This window comes from Nonomuraea sp. NPDC001699, assembly GCF_053596455.1.
Window position 1 is genome coordinate 318,201 of record NZ_JBSFGF010000008.1, and the last position, 19,124, is coordinate 337,324.

The following is a 19,124-nucleotide window of genomic DNA, read 5'->3' on the forward strand; positions in this document are numbered from 1 at the left end:
TCGAGCGGGTTTCCCTGTCCAGCCGGAACCGGGCGACGTACCTGCGTGGGTTGCTGCTGGACGGGCGGCGTAAATCGATGCAGCCGATGGCGCAGCGGCTCGGGGTGGATCACCAGGCGTGGCAGCCGTTCGTGACCACCTCGACCTGGGACACCCGGGCGGTGCGGGCCAGACTGACCCGACGGGCCGTCGAGGTCGCGGAGCCGGTGGCGTGGGTCATCGACGACACGGGCTTCCCCAAGGACGGCACGGGCTCGCGTGTGTGGCGCGGCAGTACTCCGGCGCCCTGGGAAAGGTGGCCAACTGCCAAGATCGGGTGAGTGTCCACGCGGTCAGCGACACCGCGTCCAGCCCGCTGGATTGGCGGCTGTTCGTGCCCACGTCATGGGATGACCAGGCCTGTGATGCCGCCACCGGTCTGCAGGTGGCCGCGCGACGGGACCGTTGCGGGACCCCCGATGGCGAACGCCATCGTCCGAAGTGGATGATGGCGGTGGAGATGCTCGATGCGCTGATCGAGCAAGGACTGCGGCCTCCGCTGGTCGTGGCCGATGCCGGTTACGGCGACAGCAGTCAGTTCCGCGGCGCTGTGGACGAGCGCGGGATCGGCTACATCGTGCAGGTCTAAGGCGACGCCCTCGCGCACGCCCCAGACGTGGTCGCAGTGCCCCGGGTCTGGTCGACCGCACTCTATGTGCATCTGGACGATCACGTGATGCCTTCGCGGGGCCGGCCTCGCGGGCGAGGCCGACCGCCGGTGCTGACCCCGGCCGAGGCGGTGGTCGTGGCAGTGGCGCAGGTGCTGCTGCGCTGTGATGACGAACGCCGCTGGATGCGGATGCCGGCCGGCCGGATCGGGCACCTGTTCCCCAGACTGCCGTCCCAGTCGCAGTACAACCGGCAACTGCGTGACCTGGGGCCGGCCATGTCAGCGGCGGCGCTGTGGCTGGCCCGCCAGATCCCGACCTGGCACGCACGAGCCGTTGCGACTGATGGACGGTATCCCGATCCGCTGCGGCGCCTCGCGGGTGACGGTCAACAGATCACACCTGGGTGAGATCGCCGGATACGGCATGGACAAGTCCCACCACGCCTTCTACTGGGGCGCCACGCTGATGCTGATCACCACCGCCGACGGCGCGGTGACCGGCTTCAGCCTGGCCCACCCCAAAGAGCTCGATGAACGCAAGCAGGCCCTGCACCTGCTACACGTCCACCAGATAGCCGACGGGCCATGCCCGATCGTGTGCGACAAGGGATTCGCCGGAGCCGGCATCGAGAAGGCCGCCGCCGATCTCGGCCATCTCCTGATCCGGCCGGCCCGCGAAGACGAGCCCGCACCTGCCCTGCCATTGCCCGGCTGGCTGCGTCAGCGCATCGAGGCGATCATCTGGACCCTGAAGAACCAGCTCGGCCTCGAACGCCACAACGCCCGCCACCCGAACGGCCTCTGAGCACGCATCAGCCAGCCCTCAACGCCGCCATCTGGCACAACTGGAACACCGGCGCACCCGTGAAACGGTCCTGACTGCCTACGACCACTGACCCAAACTTCACATCAGCGATCTAGCGTGGGGTCAGCTTGCGCAGGACCACGCCGAGCAGGCGGTCGGCCCTCAGGTACCCCGACACGCGGGAGTCGTACGACTGCGCGGGGTTGTCGCCCACGACGACGAGGCGACCGGCGGGCACCTGAGTTCCCGGCGCGTCGCGGAGCGCGGGGATCTGCTCGCGGGGGATCGGGTCGCCGGGGACCGCTGCCAGGCGTTTGATGATCCACCGAGTCTCACCCTCGTCCGCCATCCGTGCCAGCACGACGACCTGGCCGGTGCGGACGCGGGTGGGTCTGACCCGCCGTACGAGGACGCGCTCTCCTGGCTGGTAGGTGGGCAGCATGCTGTTGCCCTCGACGGTCACCACCAGGTAGCGCAGCCGCAGCCAGGCCAGCGCGAGCAGCGCCGGGGCGGCGATGGCGACGACGGCGGTCACGGCGTGACCGCCAGGTCGTCGCGGTAGCCGCTGGCCTGGCGGCCGTACAGGCCCGCGTAGGTGCCGCCCGCGGCCAGGAGTTCGGCGTGCGTGCCCCGCTCGGTGACGACGCCGGCGGACAGCACCACGATCGCGTCGGCGTCGCGAGTCGAGCCGAGCCGGTGCGTGATCACCACGCTGGTCCTGCCCCTCCTGAGGCGCGCGAGCTGGGTGTGCACCTCGTACTCGGCCTCGGCGTCCAGGCCCGCGCTCGGCTCGTCGAGGATCATCAGGTCCCTGTCGCTGCGCAGGAACGCCCTGGCCAGGGCCAGGCGCTGCCACTGCCCGCCGGACAGCAGCACCCCGTCCTCCTCCTCGTCCTGCTCGGGCGCGAAATCGCGGCTGAGCAGCGTGTCATAGCCGTACGGCAGGGCCGACACCGCATCGTGGACCCCCGCCTCGCGGGCCGCGCGCTCCAGCCGTACGTGATCCTGGGCGGCGGTCAGGTCGCCGACGCCGACGTTCTCGCGGGCGGTCAACTCATAGGCGACGAAGTCCTGGAACACCGCGCCGACCCTGGCACGCAGCGACTCGGGCGGTACGTCGCGGATGTCGACGCCGTCCCACAGGATAGAGCCCCGGGTCGGGTCGTAGAAGCGGCACAGCAGCTTGACCAGTGTGCTCTTGCCCGCGCCGTTGCGCCCCACGAGAGCGACCGTCTGCCCGTGCGGGATGAACAGGTCGACGCCGCGCAGCACCCACGGGTGCTCGTCGCTGTAGCGGAACCACACGTCGCGCAGCTCGATCCCGCCCCGCAGCTCGGGCAGTACGGCGGGCTCGGCGGGGGCGGGCAGCCCCGGGCCCTCGCCGGTAATCCTGATGTGGTGGTGGAAGATCAGCAACTGCTCGTGCGCCATCACGCCGGCCGACACCACCGTGTTCAGCGCGCCCTGCACGCCCGCCACGGCGGCCACGAACATCGACACGTCACCGACGCTCAGGCTGCCCTGCCCGGCCGCCAGGATCGCCCAGACCAGGCCGATCCCCGCCACCACCGCCGCCGCGCTCGCCAGCCCGGCCTGCACGGCGAACTCGCGCCTGTCCATCGAACGGCGGGCGGCGTTGGCGGTGCGCACCTCGCCCAGCATGCGCCCGCGCAGGAACGAGCCCAGGTCGAACAGCCGGATCTCCTTGGCGGCCTCCGCGGTCGACATCAGCCGGGCGTAGAACATCTCCCTGCGCTCGACCGGGCCGATCCGCCACATCATGTTCACCCGGCTGCGCGAGAGCCGCAGCTCGATCAGAAACGCGGGCAGCGCCGACAGCAGCACGAGCCCGGTGAACAGCGGGCTGATCACCAGCAGCGAGCCCACGAAGCCCGCTACGGTGATGGCGCTGCGCACGGCTGACAGCCCGGTGTCGATCAGCCTGCCGGGGTTGCTCGCGCTCTGCTGCGCCATCCGCAACCGGTCCAGGAAGGCCGGGCTCTCGAACGGCGCCAGGCCGGTGAAACCGCAGATCGCGGTGAACAGCTCGTCCTTGGCCCGCAGCGAGACCCGCCTGTCGACCTCGGCCCGCAGGTACTGCCCTGCCTGCGCGGCCGCCGCGGCCAGCGTGGTGATCACCGCGATCCCTACGGCCTGTCCCGGCAGCGCGGAGACCTCTCCGCGGGCGATGCCGTCGAGCACGGCCTTGGTCAGCCAGGCGAGCACGACCGGCGCGCCCGCGCCCACCAGCGTCACGGCCAGGTAGCCGATGACCTGCGCGGGCGCCGCCCTGCACACCATCGCGGCCCCCCGCGCCGCGCCCGCGGCCAGGTGGCTGAACCCGGGGGTCTCCCGCCTGCCGCCTATCACGCCGCGGACCCGCTGGGCAGCCGCGTGACGTCGCCCACCCTTCCTGTTACCGCGCCCTCCCCGACCAGGAAGAAGCTGGGGAACGAGTTGACGTCGAACGCCGCGCTGACGGCACCGCCGCCGTCCTCGAGCACGACCTGGGCCACCGGGGACAGGCTGCCGACCATCTGCTCGTGGCCGCCGCCGTGCCCGTCGACCACGACGAGCACCCGGGATCTGTCCTGGCCAGATGCCCAGGAGACGAGTTCGGGCAGCTTCTTGCGGCAGGTGGCGCACTCGGCTGCGATGAACGCGACCACCGTGTCGTCGGGGAGCTTGTCTCGTGCCACCACGGCGCCGTCCACCGTACGCACGTCGAAGTCGCCGACACGGTCGCCTACGGCCAGGCCACCCTTCCCGAACAGCCCGCCCATCTCCACGACCTCGTCCAGGGCGTCGATCAGCTTGACGTGTTCCTTCAGCCGCCTGGTCACGGCGAGGGTCATCGCCAGGTCGACCAGGCACAGCACGCCGACAAGCACCGCGACGGCGATCACGAACGGCACAGCACACCTCCGGTCCGTAACGGGGGTGCCCGGCAGGGGGCGGCCGGGCACCAGATCAATCAGCGAGGCCGCTTACCGCTAGCAATAGCGGCGCGTGCAGTCGCCGCAGTGGCTGCTCCCGTTGGGGTAGAAGCAGCAGTACGCCCCGTTGAACGTGGCACCGCAGCAGTAGTAGCCGCAGTCGGTGGCGCGGGCGATGGCGTGAGGGGCGACCTTTTCCAGGATCCGGTCGGCCAGGTTGGTCAGGGTCTTCATCGAATCTTCCTCCGTTGTCACGGCATGTCGGTCCGCGGCGCCGCTCACACAGCGTTGTTCTCCTGTTTGGCCTCCAGCTCGCCCGCGACGGCGGCGTAGAGTGCGTCGATCCGCGTGGTGTGGTCACGCAACCGCCTGACCACCGCGAGGGTCAACATCAGGTCCACCGCGCACAGCGCGCAGGCGAAGACCACGAGAGCTACCGCGAACGGCATGACTACCTCCGGTTACTTGGGGTTACTTCAGCACCATTTCCGCGCGTCGTAGCTCGTGATGCAGGAACCGCAGTAGCTGTTGCCGTTGGGGTAGTAGCAGCAGTACCTCCAGTAGTCCGCGCGGCAGCACTGGTACTCGCAGTCGGTCGCACGGGCGGTGGCGTGCGGGGCGACTCTCTCCAGGAGCCGGTCGGCCCACCTGGACATCGTGCGCATGGAACCTCCCTTGTGGGGATTGGCCGGTTGCCCGGAGCATGCGCCGAAGGTCTCAGTGGATTCTCAACGGTTTCTCAATGCCTGCGCCCGCTGCCTGATCTTCGTGGCGTTCGCGTCGCCGACGGCCTCGTAGCACTCGATCGCCCGTTTCCACGCCTCGTACGCCGCCTCCACATTGCTCGCCTCCGCCTGCGTCTCGCCGAGCCTGACCAGCGTCTCGGCGGCCGCGTGCAGGTCGTCGCAGCTCTGCAGCAGGTCGGCGGCACGCTCGTGGCACTCGTCCGCCCGCGCTTGGCCCGCCACCAGCTGGTGTTGTTCAGCGCCCGCGGCTTGCCGATGGCGTCGCCCGCCTGCCTGAACAGTTCCATCGCCCGTACGGCGTGCCCGAGCTCCCGCCCCGGCCTGATCCTGCTCAGCGGCACCGTCAGGCCCAGGTGGACGTGCGCCTCCAGCACCGGCTCGTCGAAGTCGGCGTGCATCCGCAGCGCCCGCTCGAAGTGGGTGACGGCATCCCCGTCGTGGCCGAGCCGCAGGTGCGCGCGGGCCAGGCTGTTGTGGCAACGCGCCGCGGCCAGCCCGTCGCCCAGGCGTTCCGCCGCGCCGAGCGCGACCTCCTGGACGTCGAGGATCTCCGTCCACGGTCCCCGGCGCTGCCCGAACTCGGAGAACCCCCACCCCAGCAGCCGGGTGTGCCTGTCCAGCCCGGCCGCGACGGCCTCGGCGAGCAGCGCGGGCAGCACCAGCGGCTCCGCGACGAACCAGCGGGTGGCCTGGGCGGGACCCGCGAACGCCTGGACGATCACGCCGGAGCGCGGGAGATCCAGCGGCATGTTCTCCCAGTGCGGATGTCAGGCAGCGCTTGCCGCCGCCGCCGTGTGCACGTAGTGGTCGAGCAGGCGGCGCGTGGCGGCCTGCCGTACGGGCTGGTCGTCTGTGTCACGGCTGCGCTCGGCGGCGTACTCGCGCAGCAGGTCGTGCAGGCGCAGCCGACCGCCCATGCGCAGCTCGACCAGGTTGGCGTGGTCGAGCCGGGTGACCGTCTCCCTGGCCACGGGCACCGGCAGCGCCGCCAGGCTCGACACGGCCGCCAGCGGCAGATGGGCGCCCGAGTCGCGGCCGAGCAGGCGGAACAGCCGGGCGGCGGGTTCGGGCAGGTCGCGGTAGGAGCGACCGAGCACCTCGCGCAGGTCGATGGCCGGATCCTCGTGCGCGAACGGCTCCAGCCCCGGCCGCGCCGGATCGGCGGCGTCGGACAGCGACAGGTCGGTCCTGCACGACAGCCGCGCGCCCACGATCGCCAGCGCGAGCGGCAGCCGGCCGCACCGGCGGATGGCCTGCTCGGCGGCGTCCGGCTCGGCGCGCAGCCGGGACGCGCCGAGCCGTTCCGACAGCCCGGACAGGTCCGAACGGCTGATGATCAGCGTCAGGCAGCCCTGCGTGCCCGCGAGCAGCGGACGGACCTGGGCCGCGTCGCGGGCGTCGTCGAGCACGACCGGGACCCGGCGCGAGGACAGCACGCTGCGGTAGAGCCCGGCCTGCTCCTCCAGGCTCACCGGCAGCTCCCCGTCGGGCACGCCGAGCGCGCCGAGCAGCCTGGGCAGCACCGCGGCGGCGTCGCTCGCGCCCAGGTCGGCGTGGAGCTGGCCGTCGGGGTAGCGCTCGCGGTTCAGGTGCGCCCAGCGCAGCGCGAGCGACGACTTGCCCCCCGGGCGGGCCGTGGATCACGCGGACGGCAGCCCGCTCGCTGCCCAGCCGTTCGAGCTCGGCCTCGCGGCCGACGAAACAGGCCAGGTCGAGCGGGAATCGCGCGGGCGCGGAGGACTCGGCCGCGCGCGACGCGTGCTTGTCGGCGTGCAGCAACCGCTGGTGCACCCGCTGCCGCTCCGGGCCTGGGGCGACGCCCAGTTCCTCCGCCAGTACGGCACGCGTGTTGGCCCGGCGCTCGGGTCCGTGACACCAGACGCAAAGTAGCTGTGAGTGACTGTAGGCTCCCAGACGCGTGGACATAAGCACCATTGGCGAGCAACGCAACCTGCGGAAACGTGCTCGCCACCGTTATCGGGGCAGGGGGCGCCGGACTGGGCGCCGGACTGGGCGCCGGACTCATCCCCGAACGCCTGGATCGAAATCCGGAGTCGAGAGCCGCAGCCCTCACGCGCCGCGACCTGCGTCAACGCTCTACTTTGCCCCCAGTGACGGCGACCCGAGCACCGGGCCGTCTAGGGGGCGGAACGGGACGGCCGCGGCCCGGCGCCGTGGAGGAGGGTGTCGATGATGCGCGCCGCGAGCGTGTCGGGGTCGGCGCCTTCCGCGTTGCCGTGGAGCGATTCGCCGATGAGCGCGTAGTAGACCCTGCGCACCCAGTCGAGGTCGGCCTTCTCGTCGATGAGCCCGTCGTTCTGGGCCCTGCGCAGGGTGAGGGCGCAACTGTCGTTGATGTCGCGCTGCAACAGCGAGGCCTCGCTGCCCGGCTCCGCGGGCAGGGCCAGGGCGAAGGCCCAGGCGCTCTTCACCTCCAGCACGTTCGCGGTGATCCTGTGCATCGCGACGAGGGGCGGCGCGGTGTCGGGCCTGCCGTCGTCGATGGCCTTGACGAGCTGGCGGGCCGCTGAGGTGGCGAGCGCGTCGGTGAGCGCCTGCCGGTTGGCGAAGCGCCGGTGGATGGTCGTGCGCGCCACACCCGCCTCGGCGGCGATCTGTTCCATCGACGCGCCCGGGTCTGCGGCGAGCACGTGTTCTGCCGCCTCCAGGATCACGCGAACGCTGCGTTCCGCGTCCGCGCGCAGTGTCTTGTCACTCATCATGCCTCCGGTATAGCCCACTTAACCAGCAGAATCTTACAGCACCGATGCAGTTCGAAGGCTAACTGCATCATCTGTGTTGCAGATTTTCTGAATATTGATACATACTGCTCTCAGTTGCTCCACCTCACCAAGGGGAAGACATGAACCGCACCGCTCTCGTCACCGGCGCCTCGTCCGGTCTCGGCGCCGAGTTCGCCATCCAGCTCGCCGCCCAGGGACACGACGTGATCCTCGTGGCCCGCTCGGGCGACCGACTGGCCGCGCTCGCCGAGCGCCTCGTCGCCGACCACGGCGTGCGTGCCCACGTGCTGGTCCAGGACCTCGCGAGGCCCGACGCCGCCCGGCGCGTGGCCGAGCAGGTGACAGACCGCGGTCTGCACGTCGACCTGCTGGTCAACAACGCGGGTTTCGGCACGTGCGGCCGCTTCGAGGAGATCTCGACCGAGCGTGACCACGAGCAGTTGATGGTCAACGTGGTCGCCCTCGTGGACCTCACCCACGAACTCCTGCCCGGCATGCTCGCGCGCGGCGGCGGCTCGGTCATCAACGTGGCCTCGAACGCCGGGTTCCAGCCTTCGCCGTACTTCGCGGTGTACGGAGCGTCCAAGGCGTTCGTCCTGAACTTCGGTCTCGCTCTCCGCCAGGAGTACCGCAAGCGCGGCATCCGCGTGCTCACCCTGTGCCCCGGCCCGGTTGAGACCGGCTTCTTCGAGGCCATCGGCACCCGCAACGCCGCCGTCACCGGCTCGTTCACCACGCCGAAGCCGGTCGTGCGCGCCACGTTGCGGGCGCTGGAGCGCGGGCGCGGCTACGTCGTCCCCGGGTTCGGCAACGCGCTGGGCGCGCACCTGACGCCGCGCCGTCCCCGCACGCTGGTCGCGGCGATCGCCGAGCGCGTCACCCGCAAGGTCCTGGTCGCCGAGTCCGCGGCGTGAAGCTCTCCGCTCCCCTCGCCGCGGGCTCGGCGATGCTGCTCGTCGGCACCTCGACCGCGGTATCGGCGACCGTCGCCGCCTACCCCGTCTTCACCGGCCAGGCCCTGCGTTACGCGCTCGCCGCGGTGATCCTCCTGTTCGTCGTCCGTCGTCAGCGGCTCCCCCGCGTCCGGCTGAACGCGCGTGACGTGCTGCTGCTGTTCGCGCTGGCCGGCACCGGCCTCGCCGGGTTCAACCTCTTCCTCGTCGAGGCCACCAGGCACGCGGGCCCCGCGATGATCGGCACGGTCATCGGCGCGGTACCGCTGGTCATGGCGCTCGTGGGACCGTTGTCGGAAGGACGGCGTCCCGCGCTCCGCACGGTCGGCGCGGCCCTCGTGGTCGCGCTCGGCGCGGCGGTCGCCGCCGGGCTCGGATCGGGAAGCGTGAAGGGCCTGCTGCTGTCGCTGGGCGCGCTCGCCGGTGAGGTGGCCTTCTCGCTGCTGGCCGTGCCCTTGCTGCCCAAGCTCGGCCCGCTGCGGGTCGCGGCCTATCCCGCGGCACTGTCGGTGCCGATGCTGCTGGTGGCGGGGCTCCTGCTGGAGGGCACGTCGGCGCTTCGGCTGCCGACGGCCGGGGAAGCGGCCGGTTTCGTCTACCTCGGCGCGGTCGTGACGGCCGCGGCCTTCTTCCTCTGGTACGACGCGCTGCGCCGGCTCGGCGCCGACCGCGCGGGACTGTTCGCCGGGCTCGTGCCGGTGGGCGCGTTGCTCACGACCGTCGCCCTCGGCCTCGGCGAGGCGGGTCTCGCCGACGTGGCGGGAGCGCTGGTCGTCGCCCTGGGCGTGGTGCTCGGGGGGCGCGGTCAGCGGGCACCGAGAAGGCGGTTGACCGCCGTGACGACGGGCGCCGCGCCGCCCTCGGCCGCCACGCCCGCGGCCGGCGCCTCGGCCCGTTGACGGAAGCCGGGCTCGGTGAGCGCGGCGGTGAGGGCGTCGGCCAGGCGGGCGGGCGTCAGGCGGCGGAACGTGATCGGCGGCGGCGCCACGCCGGGCGCCGCCAGCCTCGACGCCCAGAACGGCTGGTCGTTCATGACCGGCACCGCCACGGCGGGCACGCCCGCCCGCGCCACGGCTCCCGTCGTGCCGCCGCCGCAGTGGTGGGCCACCGCCGCCACCTGGGGGAACAGCGAGTCGTGCGGGACGTCGGGGTTGAGACTGGCAGGAGTCGTTGATCAAGTGGTCTGTATTCAGGCCAGTCGGGCTGAGGGCGTTCACTGTGAGTGGTCATTCGGGGCGTAGCGGTTCCAGGTTCCGCCTGCGTCAGCGGCGACTCGGGTGGTGGTCTTGTCGTGGAAGCCGAGGGCCCGTGCAATGACCGGTGCGGGGGCCTGGAGGACGAGTTGGCGCAGTGCTGCTGGTCGTGCGGTGCTGGTGAGGAATCCAGCGAGGCGTAGATGCTCGCGGAGCGTGCCGGGGTTGGCGGGTTGGTCGGCTCGGCGGCCGGGAAAGAGCCAGCGGGCGCCGGGGTTGGTGGCGGTGTTCAGATGGGGCCGTTCGTCGGCCAGTTGGAGCAGAAGGCTTGCGAAGGGCTCGGGGACCGGTGTCGGCGGGTCTCCGAGTCGAACGTGGAGCTCGCCGTCGAGCGAGATTAGGTCGTCGAGCGTGATGCGAACGATCCGTGTGATCGGCTGAGCGAAGAGGAGCATAAGGCAGGCCGAGACCCGGGTGGGGAGGGCCAGTCTCTCGTCGTTGAGCGCGCGTCGGAGAAGTTCCAGGCGGCGGCGCTGAGACAAGGGCGGAGCCTTAGTGGTGGCCGGAGTCGGGATCCGGAGCTTGGGCATGCGACCATCGCTGATGGCCCAGCGCAGAAAGACCCGCAAGGTGTTGTGGTGATGCTGGGGGTTTGTGGCGTGCCAGGCGTCGAGGAGGCCCTGCGTGCAGGATCCGAGATTGTGAGCGGAGTCATCGAGCCAGGTCAGAAAGCCGTGGGCGGCCTTGAACTGTTCGCCGGCGGAACTGCGGGAGCCTGAGGTCAGAGGACTGGCCGCAGCCCGGGCGCGCATGCGTGGCAGTTGATGCCGGGTGGCGAAGGCGCGCAGGACCCGCAGGTGGGGGTCGTCGGCGAGCTCGGCGTAGCGGTGGGCGAGCCAGGTCTCGTGGTGAAGGATCTGCTTATCGACCAAGGGCGGGGCCCCGCTGGCCATGAGCAGGTCGCGCAGGTGGGCGACGGTTCTCCAGTTCGGAAGCGGGTGGAGGGCTTCGTGAGTGAGGGGAAGGGTGCCGTCCGCGAGATCACTGACGAGGTCCCGGATGTAGGGGCGCCGCAACCACATCCAGGTGGACTTGGGGTTGGGTGAGGCGATCAGCCGATCGGCGAGTGGGCGCAAGGCTGGGCTGATGGAGCCCGTGCCGTCGTCGAAGACGGTGTGGATCAGGTCGGTCAGGGTGCATCTGGTGCAGAGACGACCTGTATAGAGCTGGCCTTCATGTCCGCAGCGGGAGCAGGAGAACGAGCGGGTGATACCAGCGCAATCCCGGCAGATCGCCTCGCCGTTATCGCTGCGGCCGGGCAGGAGACGGTCGGTCCCGCAGGCGGGGCAGGTGCCGTGGGTGTTCTCGGCCTTGTGCAGGCAGGTCCGGCAAATCGTCCCGTCGGACCAGTTCGCGGCCTTGGCGGCGCGGCGGCCGCAGCGGGCGCAGTCGCGCAGATGCCAGCGTTCGTAGTGCTCTGGGGAGAGGGGGCTCATTGGTCGGGGAGGATCCGGGCGCGCTTGGGCCTGATCGGCGCGATCTGGGCCGCCGGGCCGGTGTCGCCGGTGGCGCGGCGGGGTGCGGCATTTTCGGCTTTGGTGGCGATGAGGTCGGCGGGGGTGCAGTCGAAGATGTCGCAGAGCGCGGCGAGGACCGGCATGGAGAGCCGTTCGGGGATGTGGGTGACCAGCCGCCAGATCTGAACCGAGGACAGGGTGATGCCGCGGTCGGCGAGAGGCTGGGCGAGGGCGGTGGCGGTGAACATGCCATGCGCGGCCATGGTCTCGCGGAGCCGCCACTGGTAGCTGACCTGGCGTTTCATCGGTTCTTCCTTCCGGTGCCCAGAGCGGCGTTCAGGGTCGATTCCATCGCCTGGGGCAGGGTGCGGGTGCGGAAGTCGGAGGAGACACAGGTATAGATCGAGGTGGTGGAGGCGTGCTCGTGACCGACTTGCTCCTGGACGAACCGGGGATCCCAGCCGTCCTCGATGAGGTGGGTGACGTAGGAGCGGCGGAAGGAGTGGGAGTCCAGGCCTGGGTCGAGGCCGAGCGCGTCGCGGTAGGTGGCGAAGCGGGTGTTGATCTGGGAGAACCCGATCCGCGAGCTGCGCTCTGAAGGCCAGAACGCCGGCGAGACGGCCGCCTGGGCGAACCCAGGCCGGACTTCGGTGACCCACTGGTCGAGGATGTCGACGATCCAGTCCATCCCGCCGACACCGTCGCGTGGGCCAACTGTCAGGACACCGCGGCGCTTGGGCGGTGAACCCTTCATCGCCTTGCCCCAGCGGACGTAGCAGACGCCGAAGTCTCCGAAGATCGGCGCGTGCGGGTTGGGGCCGAAGTCGACCAGGTCCAGCATCCGATCCTCACGGCGGCGCAGCCCGTAGGCATAGGCGGTCTTGAACAACGTCGCGTCGCGGAATGCCGGCAGCCAGCCCTTGCGACCCGCGCCACTGACCCGGTGGACCTGGTCGTCGGCGTAGTCGAAGAACGCCTGGAGCTCATCGCGGGTGAACGCCTGCTTGGCGGGGTCGGCCTCGTTGTCCTGGAGGTGAACCGCGGTGTTCCACTCGTGGCAGACCTGGATCGGATGCGACCCGAAGCGCCGCTCGCACTCCGCCGCCCACCCATAGGCCGGATCGGTGAGGAACGCGCAGAACGACCGGACCGCCTCGGCGTAGTTCCGCAGCGTCGACTGCCTTAGATGCCGGATCGCCCGCAGGTCGCCCAGCCACTCGTCCACCATCTGTGGCATCCACTGCTACGGGAACGCATCAGCGTGGCGGGAGAACGCCTTCACCGCGTTCTCGCGGCCCTCGATCGCGGAAAACGCCAGATTCCGGGCCAGCTGCTGATTCCGCCACCCCGCCAGCATCGCCTCGGCCACCTGTTCCTCAGGCCGGAGCAACACCGTTCCACCGACCAGATGCAGGCCCGCAGCACCCGGCGCCATCCCGTCCCGGCTCACTCTCCGCCACCCTCCAACCGATTACATCAAACGAAGGGATCTTTCATCAGAAGTAATCGACTTGGCAAGCGTGCAGGTGAAAGCATGATCCGGTGACCAAGAGCCTGGCCGATATGAGTGAGCGTGAGTACTTCGCGAACGTCAGACGCCGGCTACCGATGTATGTGATCGGTGGCCGACTTGATCGACTGGAAGCGTTCCTCGACGGCTATGACCAGCACGCCCTGCGCCATGGCGGCCCAGGCCTGCGCGACTGGACGGACTGGCTCATCGCCAAGCGCGGCCAAACCTGCAATCACGGCTGGTCAGGACATGTTCGCCACATCGCCCTTCCTGACGGTTGGGATCACTGGGACCTACCCCAAGAACAAGAACGACTCGTCATCGACGTACTCTTCGACCTGCTCGACGAATACCTTGCCGAACGTGAGGCGGGCTTGGCTCGCTGACCGGCCTTGTGGCTCTGCCACGCGCCCGCGTGTCGAACGATCTGAGATCTCATCAGATGCAATAGCGATCAGTTGGAACCCAGGAACAGCCATTGGCGCTGAGAATGATCTTGCTCGAAGTGTGACGTCCGGCTTCGGTGTGTGATCGGGCCAGCTTCGAGATCCGGGCATCTGGCGCGATCGTCGCTTTGACGGTGATCAGTGACATGTCTACCGTTGTCGCCCATGCCGGTGGGGTTTTGTCTGATGACCAGGTCAGGGCGTATACGGCGCTCGATGAGCTGCCGTCACTGTCGGACCTGGAGAAGTTCTTCTTCCTGGACGCGTTCGATCGGGACGTGATCGCGAAGTCACGCCAGGACTCGCATCGCCTGGGCGTGGCCGTTCAGATCGGGACGGTCCGGTACAAGGGGCTGTTCCTAGAGGATCCGCTGGCGGTGCCGTGGCCGGTGGTGGACTATCTAGCCGCGCAGTTGGGAATCGGCGATCCGTCGCAGGTGAAGAGGTACGGGGAGCGGCTGAAGACGGCGTATGAGCACGCGTGGATGATCCGGGACGCTTACGGTTACCGCGACTTTGATGATCACGAGCCGTGGGAGGGGCGGGTGCTGGCGAGGCGGTTCCGGACGTTCCTGCATGGTCGGGTGTGGACGCATGCCGAGGGGCCGACGGCGTTGTTCGATCAGTCGGTGGCGTGGCTGCGCAGGCACCGGGTGTTGCTGCCGGGGGGTGACGGTGCTGGAACGCCTGGTAGCCAGCGTCCGTGAGCAGGCCGATGAGCGTTTGTATGCCACGGTGGCGCGTCAGGTAGACCGCGCTGATGCGGCGTTGCGGCGGGAGCTGTCAGGGCTGCTGGTGGTTCCTCCCGGGGCGCGGATGTCGGAGCTGGAGCGGCTGCGGCAGGCGCCCAAGAGGCAGTCGGGCACGGAGATGGCGCGGGCGCTGCAGCGGGTGGACGACATCGCCCGGTTCCGGCTGGGGCGGGTGCGCATCGACAAGGTGCCGGTCCGGCGACTGAAGACGCTCGCCAAGTACGGGGCAGGCAGCAAAGCGCCGCTGCTGGCCCGTCTGCATGAGCCGAGGAAGACCGCGACGATGCTGGCGGTGACCCGGTCACTGGAGGCCGAGGCGATCGACGACGCCCTCGATCTGTTCGCGCTGCTGATAGCCTCGCGGCTGATCTCGCCGGCGCGCCGCAAGTCCTCGGGCGACCGGCTGGCGATGCTGCCGAAGCTGGAGAAAGCCTCCAGGCTCCTGTCCCGGGCGGGCCGGGTGCTGGTTGAGCAGCTCGACCCGGTCGCCGAGGCGGGCGCCGACCTGGACCCAGCGGCGCTGTGGACGGCCGTCATCGCCGAAGCCGGGGCGAGCAAGGAGCAGGTCCTGGCCGCGCTGGAACAGGTCGACCAGCTCGTCCCCGACGACGACGGCGCGGTCGAGGCGGCCCTGCGCGCGGCGCTGGTCGACAAGTACAACACCGTCCGGCCGTTCTTGAAGCTGCTGGGCGAGTCCAAGGCCCTGGGCGCGGCGGCCGGAGGCCGGCAAGGTCCTGGCCGCGGTGCGCGCTCTGCCGGAGCTGACGCGCGGGCGCGTCTCCCGCAAGCCCCTCATCCCGAAGGAGATCGACGCGTCCCTGGTGACCGCGGCCTGGAAGCGGCCGGTGTTCGCCAACCCCGACCTGCCCGAAGGCGCGGTGGATCGCGACGCCTATGTGGTCTGTGTCCTCGAGGGGCTGTTTCGGGCACTCCAGGTGCGCGACGTGTTCGCCGCGCCGTCGCTGCGGTGGGCCGACCCGCGCGCCCACCTGCTGGACGGCAAGGCATGGGAGGCGATCAGCGAGGACGTGCTCGCCTCCCTGTCGCTCACCGACCCCGTCGAGACCCACCTCGATGCCAAGCTGCTGGCGCTGGACGCGGCGTGGCGGCAGATGGCCGGCCGACTCGAAGAAGCCGGCGACGACGCCCTGGTCCGTGTGGTCACCCCGTCTGACGGACACGCCCGCTTGTCGGTGGAGAAGCTCGGCGCGCTGGGCGAGAGCCCGTCGTTGAAGTGGCTACGTGCGGCCTGCCAGGCGATGCTGCCCCGCATCGACCTGCCCGAACTGCTGCTGGAGGTGCACTCCTGGACGCCTATGTGCACCTGGCCGACATCTCCACGCGCAGGCACGACCTGCCCCGATCCCTGGTCGCTCTGCTGATCAGCGAGGCCTGCAACGTCGGCCTCACCCCGGTGATCAAGGACGGGGACGAGGCGCTGACCCGCGGCCGGGCTCTCGCACGTCGACCAGAACTACGTGCGGGCCGAGACGCACGCCGCGGCGAACGCGATCCTGATCGAGGCCCAGCGCGGCGTGCCGATCGTGGCGCTGTGGGGCGGCGGGCTGCTGGCCTCGGTCGACGGGCTGCGGTTCGTCGTCCCGGTCCAGACGATCAACGCCGCCCCCTCGCCGAAGTACTTCGGCTACAAACGCGGCCTGATGCTCTTGAACGCAGTCAATGATCAAGTGATGGGGATCGGGCAGATGGTCGTGCCCGGGACGCCGCGCGATTCGCTGTACATCCTCGACACCCTGATCAACATCGACGCCGGTCCGCAGCCCGAGGTCGTCACGACCGACCAGGCGCCCGATTCGGACACAGTATTCGGCATCTTCTCCATGCTCGGCTACCGGTTCGCGCCCCGCTTCGCCGACCTGGGCGATCAGCGGTTCTGGCGCTCGGAGGTGCCCGGCAGCAACACCCCGGGCGACTACGGGCCGTTGGAGGCGATCGCCCGTAACAAGATCAACCGGCAGAAGATCTGCACCCAGTGGTCGGATATGACCCGGGTTGCCGGGTCGCTGGTGACCAACCAGGTCCGCGCCTACGACCTGCTGCGCATGTTCGCCCGCAGCGGGCGTCCGACGCCGCTGGGCAGGCGTTCGCCGAGTACGGCCGGATCGACAAGACGTTGCACCTGCTTTCCATCTTGGACCCGATCGACGACACCTACCGCCGCAAGCTGAACAAGCAGCTCACCGTCCAGGAGTCCCGGCACCGGCTCGCCCGTAAGATCTGCCACGGCAGCAACGGGCAGATCCGCAAGGCGTACCGTGAAGGACAAGAAGACCAACTAGCCGCGTTGGGGCTGGTCGTCAACGCGGTCGCGCTGTGGAACTCGAAGTATCTGTCGGCCGCGGTGGACCGGCTGCACGCCGAAGGCGTCCCGGTCAAGGATGAGGACGCTGCCCGGCTGTCCCCGCTGGGCCACGCCCACCTCAACGTCCTGGGCCGCTACTCCATCTCCTCCTCCGCCCTGGCCGAAGGACTGCGGCAGCTCGGCGAGATCCCGGACCTCCCCGATGGTGGCGGCGTGAACGAGGAGGGGGTGTAGATGCCCGGGCTCGCGGGCCACGACATGCGTCCTGGTCCCGATGCCTTCCTCGCATGCCCGGTGTGCGGGCCGGCGTGGTGGAGCGCTGACGCCGCCGGCGGTCACGGCGCGCGGTCGGCTAACGCGGCGTGACCAGGCGGGCCTCGTAGGCGGCGATGACGAGCTGGGCGCGGTCGCGGGCGTTGAGCTTGGCCAGCAGACGGCCGATATGCGTCTTGACGGTCCCGGGACTCATCTGGAGCTGCACGCTGAGCTCGGCATTGGACAGTCCGTGGGCCACGAGGGTGAGCACTTCGCGCTCCCGGTCCGTCAATGTGTCGAGCCCGTGAAAGGGCTGCTGGGGCGGCCGCTGTACGAACTCCGTGATCAGTCGGGTGGTGACGGTCGGCGCGAGCAGCGTCTCACCCGAGGCCACCACTCGGATCCCCTTCAGGAGGTCGTCCGGAGGCGCGTCCTTGAGCAGGAACCCGCTGGCGCCCGCGCGCAGCGCCGAATAGACGTATTCATCGAGGTCGAACGTGGTCAGGATGAGGACCCGAGTGTCCGCGGCGATCTGCCCGGTCGCGGTGATGCCGTCCATCTCGGGCATTCTGACGTCCATGAGCACCACGTCGGGTGACTCTGTACGCGCGAGCGCCACCGCCTCCCGCCCGTCGGCCGCCTCTCCGACCACGGTGAGATCGTCCTCCGAGTCGATCAGCAGGCGGAAACTGCCGCGCAGGAGCGCCTGATCGTCGGCGATGAGCACCCGAATCACGAGCCTCCCCCTGCCGCACCCACCCGGAGCAGGCCCGGCCCGGTCCGCGGACGTCCTGTCCGGACCCGCCGACTCCGCTTCCTCCGGCTCATGCTCGTGATCCTCGTCATCACGTCCATCATGACCGATCCGCGCCTACCGCTCGCACCACGTCGATGCTTTCTCGGAACGCCGGCCGTACGTACATCCATCATCCATGCGCCACTGCGGCGCTCTGTCGAATGGACCTGCCGTTCGCGCACGCACGCGCTCGCCGGAAGGTGTCCGGCGCCGCACCCCCTCCCTCCGTCGAGAGAGTGGAACTCCCAGGCGGGTCACGGGATCTCCCATGACGCGTGCACGCCGAACCCCCGTCCCGGGAGCGGGCAGGCCTCGAAGGTGCCGCCGTACAGCAGCGCCCGTTCGCGCATTCCGGCCAGCCCGTGCCCACCCGGCCGCCCCGGCAGCACCCTCTGCCCAGGCCCATCGTCGAGCACGGAGATCCGCAACCTCCCATCGGCGACCGACACGCTGGCCTGGCAGTGGGCGGGAGCGGCGTGCTTGACGACGTTGGTGATCGCCTCCTGGACGATGCGGTAAACGGCCAGCGCCATGCTGTCGGGCACGGCTCCGTCCACCGACAGATCGACTTGCACGCCGGCCTCCGCCGCCTGGCGCGCCAGGGACGGCAGGTCGGCGAGCCGGGGGAGCGGTGTGCTGTCGGGCGCGCTGCCGGGTGCGCGCAGCACGCCGAGAAAATGGCGCATCTCCGCGAGCGAGCTACGCCCGATCTCCTCGATGGCCCGCAACGCCTTGCGCCCTTCCTCTGGGTGCTTGTCCAGGACCTTGGCCGCCACCCCCGCCTTGACGGTGATCATGCTCATCGAATGGGCGACGACGTCGTGCAGCTCGCGCGCGATCCGCAGGCGTTCGTCGGCCGCCGCCTTCTCGGCCTGCATCCTGGCCTCGCGGGCGGCGAACTCGCGGCGGGTGCGCGCCGCCGTGCCAAGACTCCAGCTCGCTGCGAGGAGCAGCCAGGCCGTACCGAGGATGAAGACGGGGTCGGGCCAGCCGTTCGAATATCGTGCTGGGCCCGGCATCGAGACCAGCAGCGACCCTCCGTTGACGAGCAGGCCCGACACCAGGGCGATCGCCGATCGCCACACCGGCCGGCCGGCCGCCACCGGGTAGATGGCCAGGGCCACCACGGCCGTCGCCATCAGCCGGTTGCTCTGCAGCGCCAGCACGGCAAGGCCGATCAGGAGCGCACCGTAGTAGGCGGGCTCCGGCCATACCCGCCGCACCGCCACGGGCACCGCGAGCAGCCAGCAGAGCACGGTGGTCACGGCGTTCGTGGTCAGTTCCGGCGGACTCGCCGTGGACGCCAGCGCGAGCAGCACCGCGACCACGGTGTCGGCCAGGATGAGCAGCCAGGGCGGAGGCCGTCGGGCGAGCAGATTCACAGCCCGACGTTATCGAGGAACGGCCGGGGGCGAATCGGAGCACGGTCCGTCAGACCAGGGTCATACTCCGCCCACATACGCCCGCACCGTATGACCCTGGTCCAATCCCAAAGA

General features: G+C 70.1%; 22 protein-coding genes and 3 pseudogenes. 8 read left to right on the forward strand and 17 right to left on the reverse strand.

All coding sequences use genetic code 11. The features are described from left to right. Nucleotides 1-35 precede the first annotated feature (35 nt). Together ACWCSU_RS25825 and ACWCSU_RS25830 are read left to right on the forward strand one after the other, a co-directional pair. A pseudogene (locus ACWCSU_RS25825) lies at nucleotides 36-625 on the forward strand (IS701 family transposase); the annotation flags it as partial. A gap of 90 nt (nucleotides 626-715) precedes the next feature. Beyond that, nucleotides 716-1,545, forward strand: a pseudogene (locus ACWCSU_RS25830) (IS982 family transposase). A gap of 21 nt (nucleotides 1,546-1,566) precedes the next feature. On the opposite strand, the gene ACWCSU_RS25835 reads toward ACWCSU_RS25830, so the two are convergent. From ACWCSU_RS25835 to ACWCSU_RS25875, 9 genes are all read right to left on the reverse strand, one after another. Beyond that, a complete protein-coding gene (locus ACWCSU_RS25835) occupies nucleotides 1,567-1,989 on the reverse strand; it encodes a S26 family signal peptidase (protein WP_364104161.1) in 423 nt (140 codons plus the stop codon). After that, nucleotides 1,986-3,824 (reverse strand): ABC transporter ATP-binding protein, encoded by a 1,839-nt coding sequence (locus ACWCSU_RS25840; RefSeq protein ID WP_449938148.1) that lies wholly within the window; start codon nucleotides 3,822-3,824, stop codon nucleotides 1,986-1,988. The genes ACWCSU_RS25835 and ACWCSU_RS25840 overlap by 4 nt, the downstream gene beginning before the upstream one ends. Further along, nucleotides 3,821-4,369 (reverse strand): TlpA family protein disulfide reductase, encoded by a 549-nt coding sequence (locus tag ACWCSU_RS25845; protein ID WP_449938151.1) that lies wholly within the window; start codon nucleotides 4,367-4,369, stop codon nucleotides 3,821-3,823. The genes ACWCSU_RS25840 and ACWCSU_RS25845 overlap by 4 nt, the downstream gene beginning before the upstream one ends. A gap of 78 nt (nucleotides 4,370-4,447) precedes the next feature. Then, the gene (locus tag ACWCSU_RS25850; RefSeq protein ID WP_357705966.1) at nucleotides 4,448-4,624 is read right to left on the reverse strand and encodes a hypothetical protein; all 177 of its coding nucleotides are present in this window, start codon (nucleotides 4,622-4,624) and stop codon (nucleotides 4,448-4,450) included. A gap of 44 nt (nucleotides 4,625-4,668) precedes the next feature. Next, complete coding sequence (locus ACWCSU_RS25855; RefSeq protein ID WP_357705965.1) at nucleotides 4,669-4,839, reverse strand: hypothetical protein; 171 nt, start codon at nucleotides 4,837-4,839, stop codon at nucleotides 4,669-4,671. A gap of 27 nt (nucleotides 4,840-4,866) precedes the next feature. Beyond that, nucleotides 4,867-5,055 (reverse strand): hypothetical protein, encoded by a 189-nt coding sequence (locus tag ACWCSU_RS25860; protein ID WP_357705964.1) that lies wholly within the window; start codon nucleotides 5,053-5,055, stop codon nucleotides 4,867-4,869. Between the two features lie 74 nt (nucleotides 5,056-5,129). Then, nucleotides 5,130-5,885: a tetratricopeptide repeat protein gene (locus ACWCSU_RS25865; RefSeq protein WP_449938152.1), complete on the reverse strand. Its 756-nt coding sequence runs from the start codon at nucleotides 5,883-5,885 to the stop codon at nucleotides 5,130-5,132. A gap of 18 nt (nucleotides 5,886-5,903) precedes the next feature. Next, a complete protein-coding gene (locus tag ACWCSU_RS25870; protein ID WP_449938154.1) occupies nucleotides 5,904-6,659 on the reverse strand; it encodes a hypothetical protein in 756 nt (251 codons plus the stop codon). Nucleotides 6,660-7,274: 615 nt separating this feature from the next. Continuing rightward, nucleotides 7,275-7,859: a TetR/AcrR family transcriptional regulator gene (locus tag ACWCSU_RS25875; RefSeq protein WP_357705960.1), complete on the reverse strand. Its 585-nt coding sequence runs from the start codon at nucleotides 7,857-7,859 to the stop codon at nucleotides 7,275-7,277. 140 nt (nucleotides 7,860-7,999) lie between these two features. Here ACWCSU_RS25875 and ACWCSU_RS25880 point away from each other — a divergent pair, with 140 nt between their 5' ends. Together ACWCSU_RS25880 and ACWCSU_RS25885 are read left to right on the forward strand one after the other, a co-directional pair. Continuing rightward, nucleotides 8,000-8,794, forward strand: a complete 795-nt coding sequence (locus ACWCSU_RS25880; protein ID WP_449938156.1) for an SDR family NAD(P)-dependent oxidoreductase — start codon at nucleotides 8,000-8,002, stop codon at nucleotides 8,792-8,794. Next, nucleotides 8,791-9,732 carry a DMT family transporter gene (locus tag ACWCSU_RS25885; protein WP_449938159.1) on the forward strand — a complete coding sequence of 314 codons (942 nt, stop codon included), beginning with the start codon at nucleotides 8,791-8,793 and terminating at the stop codon, nucleotides 9,730-9,732. The genes ACWCSU_RS25880 and ACWCSU_RS25885 overlap by 4 nt, the downstream gene beginning before the upstream one ends. On the opposite strand, the gene ACWCSU_RS25890 is transcribed toward ACWCSU_RS25885, so the two are convergent. The 5 genes from ACWCSU_RS25890 to ACWCSU_RS25910 all read right to left on the reverse strand — a co-directional run bounded on the left by ACWCSU_RS25890 (nucleotide 9,639) and on the right by ACWCSU_RS25910 (nucleotide 12,993). After that, a complete protein-coding gene (locus ACWCSU_RS25890) occupies nucleotides 9,639-9,941 on the reverse strand; it encodes a glycosyltransferase (RefSeq protein ID WP_449938161.1) in 303 nt (100 codons plus the stop codon). The two genes, ACWCSU_RS25885 and ACWCSU_RS25890, sit on opposite strands and share 94 nt — an antisense overlap. 105 nt (nucleotides 9,942-10,046) lie before the next feature. Further along, complete coding sequence (locus tag ACWCSU_RS25895; protein ID WP_449938164.1) at nucleotides 10,047-11,522, reverse strand: hypothetical protein; 1,476 nt, start codon at nucleotides 11,520-11,522, stop codon at nucleotides 10,047-10,049. Next, entirely contained in the window at nucleotides 11,519-11,848 is a 330-nt protein-coding gene (locus ACWCSU_RS25900; protein WP_449938166.1) for a helix-turn-helix domain-containing protein, read from the reverse strand. The genes ACWCSU_RS25895 and ACWCSU_RS25900 overlap by 4 nt, the downstream gene beginning before the upstream one ends. Then, nucleotides 11,845-12,780, reverse strand: a complete 936-nt coding sequence (locus ACWCSU_RS25905) for a tyrosine-type recombinase/integrase (protein WP_449938168.1) — start codon at nucleotides 12,778-12,780, stop codon at nucleotides 11,845-11,847. Before ACWCSU_RS25905 ends, ACWCSU_RS25900 begins: the two co-directional genes overlap by 4 nt. A gap of 6 nt (nucleotides 12,781-12,786) precedes the next feature. Then, entirely contained in the window at nucleotides 12,787-12,993 is a 207-nt protein-coding gene (locus ACWCSU_RS25910; protein WP_449938171.1) for a hypothetical protein, read from the reverse strand. A 92-nt stretch (nucleotides 12,994-13,085) separates the two neighbouring features. Between ACWCSU_RS25910 and ACWCSU_RS25915 the strand changes: the two genes are divergently transcribed. Together ACWCSU_RS25915 and ACWCSU_RS25920 are read left to right on the forward strand one after the other, a co-directional pair. Further along, the gene (locus tag ACWCSU_RS25915) at nucleotides 13,086-13,442 is read left to right on the forward strand and encodes a hypothetical protein (RefSeq protein ID WP_449938173.1); all 357 of its coding nucleotides are present in this window, start codon (nucleotides 13,086-13,088) and stop codon (nucleotides 13,440-13,442) included. Nucleotides 13,443-13,636: 194 nt separating this feature from the next. Then, nucleotides 13,637-14,209, forward strand: a complete 573-nt coding sequence (locus ACWCSU_RS25920; protein ID WP_449938388.1) for a DUF4158 domain-containing protein — start codon at nucleotides 13,637-13,639, stop codon at nucleotides 14,207-14,209. A 346-nt stretch (nucleotides 14,210-14,555) separates the two neighbouring features. Here ACWCSU_RS25920 and ACWCSU_RS25925 read toward each other — a convergent pair whose 3' ends face one another. After that, entirely contained in the window at nucleotides 14,556-14,984 is a 429-nt protein-coding gene (locus ACWCSU_RS25925; protein WP_449938175.1) for a hypothetical protein, read from the reverse strand. Between the two features lie 13 nt (nucleotides 14,985-14,997). On the opposite strand from ACWCSU_RS25925, the gene ACWCSU_RS25930 reads away from it, so the two are divergent. Together ACWCSU_RS25930 and ACWCSU_RS25935 are read left to right on the forward strand one after the other, a co-directional pair. Continuing rightward, the gene (locus tag ACWCSU_RS25930; RefSeq protein ID WP_449938178.1) at nucleotides 14,998-15,636 is read left to right on the forward strand and encodes a hypothetical protein; all 639 of its coding nucleotides are present in this window, start codon (nucleotides 14,998-15,000) and stop codon (nucleotides 15,634-15,636) included. A 96-nt stretch (nucleotides 15,637-15,732) separates the two neighbouring features. Next, nucleotides 15,733-16,811, forward strand: a pseudogene (locus tag ACWCSU_RS25935) (transposase). 118 nt (nucleotides 16,812-16,929) lie between these two features. On the opposite strand, the gene ACWCSU_RS25940 reads toward ACWCSU_RS25935, so the two are convergent. Both ACWCSU_RS25940 and ACWCSU_RS25945 read right to left on the reverse strand, forming a co-directional pair. After that, complete coding sequence (locus ACWCSU_RS25940; protein ID WP_449938180.1) at nucleotides 16,930-17,568, reverse strand: response regulator; 639 nt, start codon at nucleotides 17,566-17,568, stop codon at nucleotides 16,930-16,932. Nucleotides 17,569-17,882: 314 nt separating this feature from the next. Continuing rightward, complete coding sequence (locus ACWCSU_RS25945; RefSeq protein ID WP_449938182.1) at nucleotides 17,883-19,010, reverse strand: sensor histidine kinase; 1,128 nt, start codon at nucleotides 19,008-19,010, stop codon at nucleotides 17,883-17,885. Nucleotides 19,011-19,124: the final 114 nt, after the last annotated feature.

What these genes read in the sequence shown, in the direction of transcription:
- ACWCSU_RS25850 (WP_357705966.1), bottom strand. Translation starts at nt 4,624, where the DNA reads ATGAAGACCCTGACCAACCTGGCCGACCGGATCCTGGAAAAGGTCGCC.
- ACWCSU_RS25855 (WP_357705965.1), bottom strand. Translation starts at nt 4,839, where the DNA reads ATGCCGTTCGCGGTAGCTCTCGTGGTCTTCGCCTGCGCGCTGTGCGCG.
- ACWCSU_RS25860 (WP_357705964.1), bottom strand. Translation starts at nt 5,055, where the DNA reads ATGCGCACGATGTCCAGGTGGGCCGACCGGCTCCTGGAGAGAGTCGCC.
- ACWCSU_RS25865 (WP_449938152.1), bottom strand. Translation starts at nt 5,885, where the DNA reads ATGCCGCTGGATCTCCCGCGCTCCGGCGTGATCGTCCAGGCGTTCGCG.
- ACWCSU_RS25875 (WP_357705960.1), bottom strand. Translation starts at nt 7,859, where the DNA reads ATGATGAGTGACAAGACACTGCGCGCGGACGCGGAACGCAGCGTTCGC.
- ACWCSU_RS25880 (WP_449938156.1), top strand. Translation starts at nt 8,000, where the DNA reads ATGAACCGCACCGCTCTCGTCACCGGCGCCTCGTCCGGTCTCGGCGCC.
- ACWCSU_RS25895 (WP_449938164.1), bottom strand. Translation starts at nt 11,522, where the DNA reads ATGAGCCCCCTCTCCCCAGAGCACTACGAACGCTGGCATCTGCGCGAC.
- ACWCSU_RS25900 (WP_449938166.1), bottom strand. Translation starts at nt 11,848, where the DNA reads ATGAAACGCCAGGTCAGCTACCAGTGGCGGCTCCGCGAGACCATGGCC.
- ACWCSU_RS25905 (WP_449938168.1), bottom strand. Translation starts at nt 12,780, where the DNA reads ATGCCACAGATGGTGGACGAGTGGCTGGGCGACCTGCGGGCGATCCGG.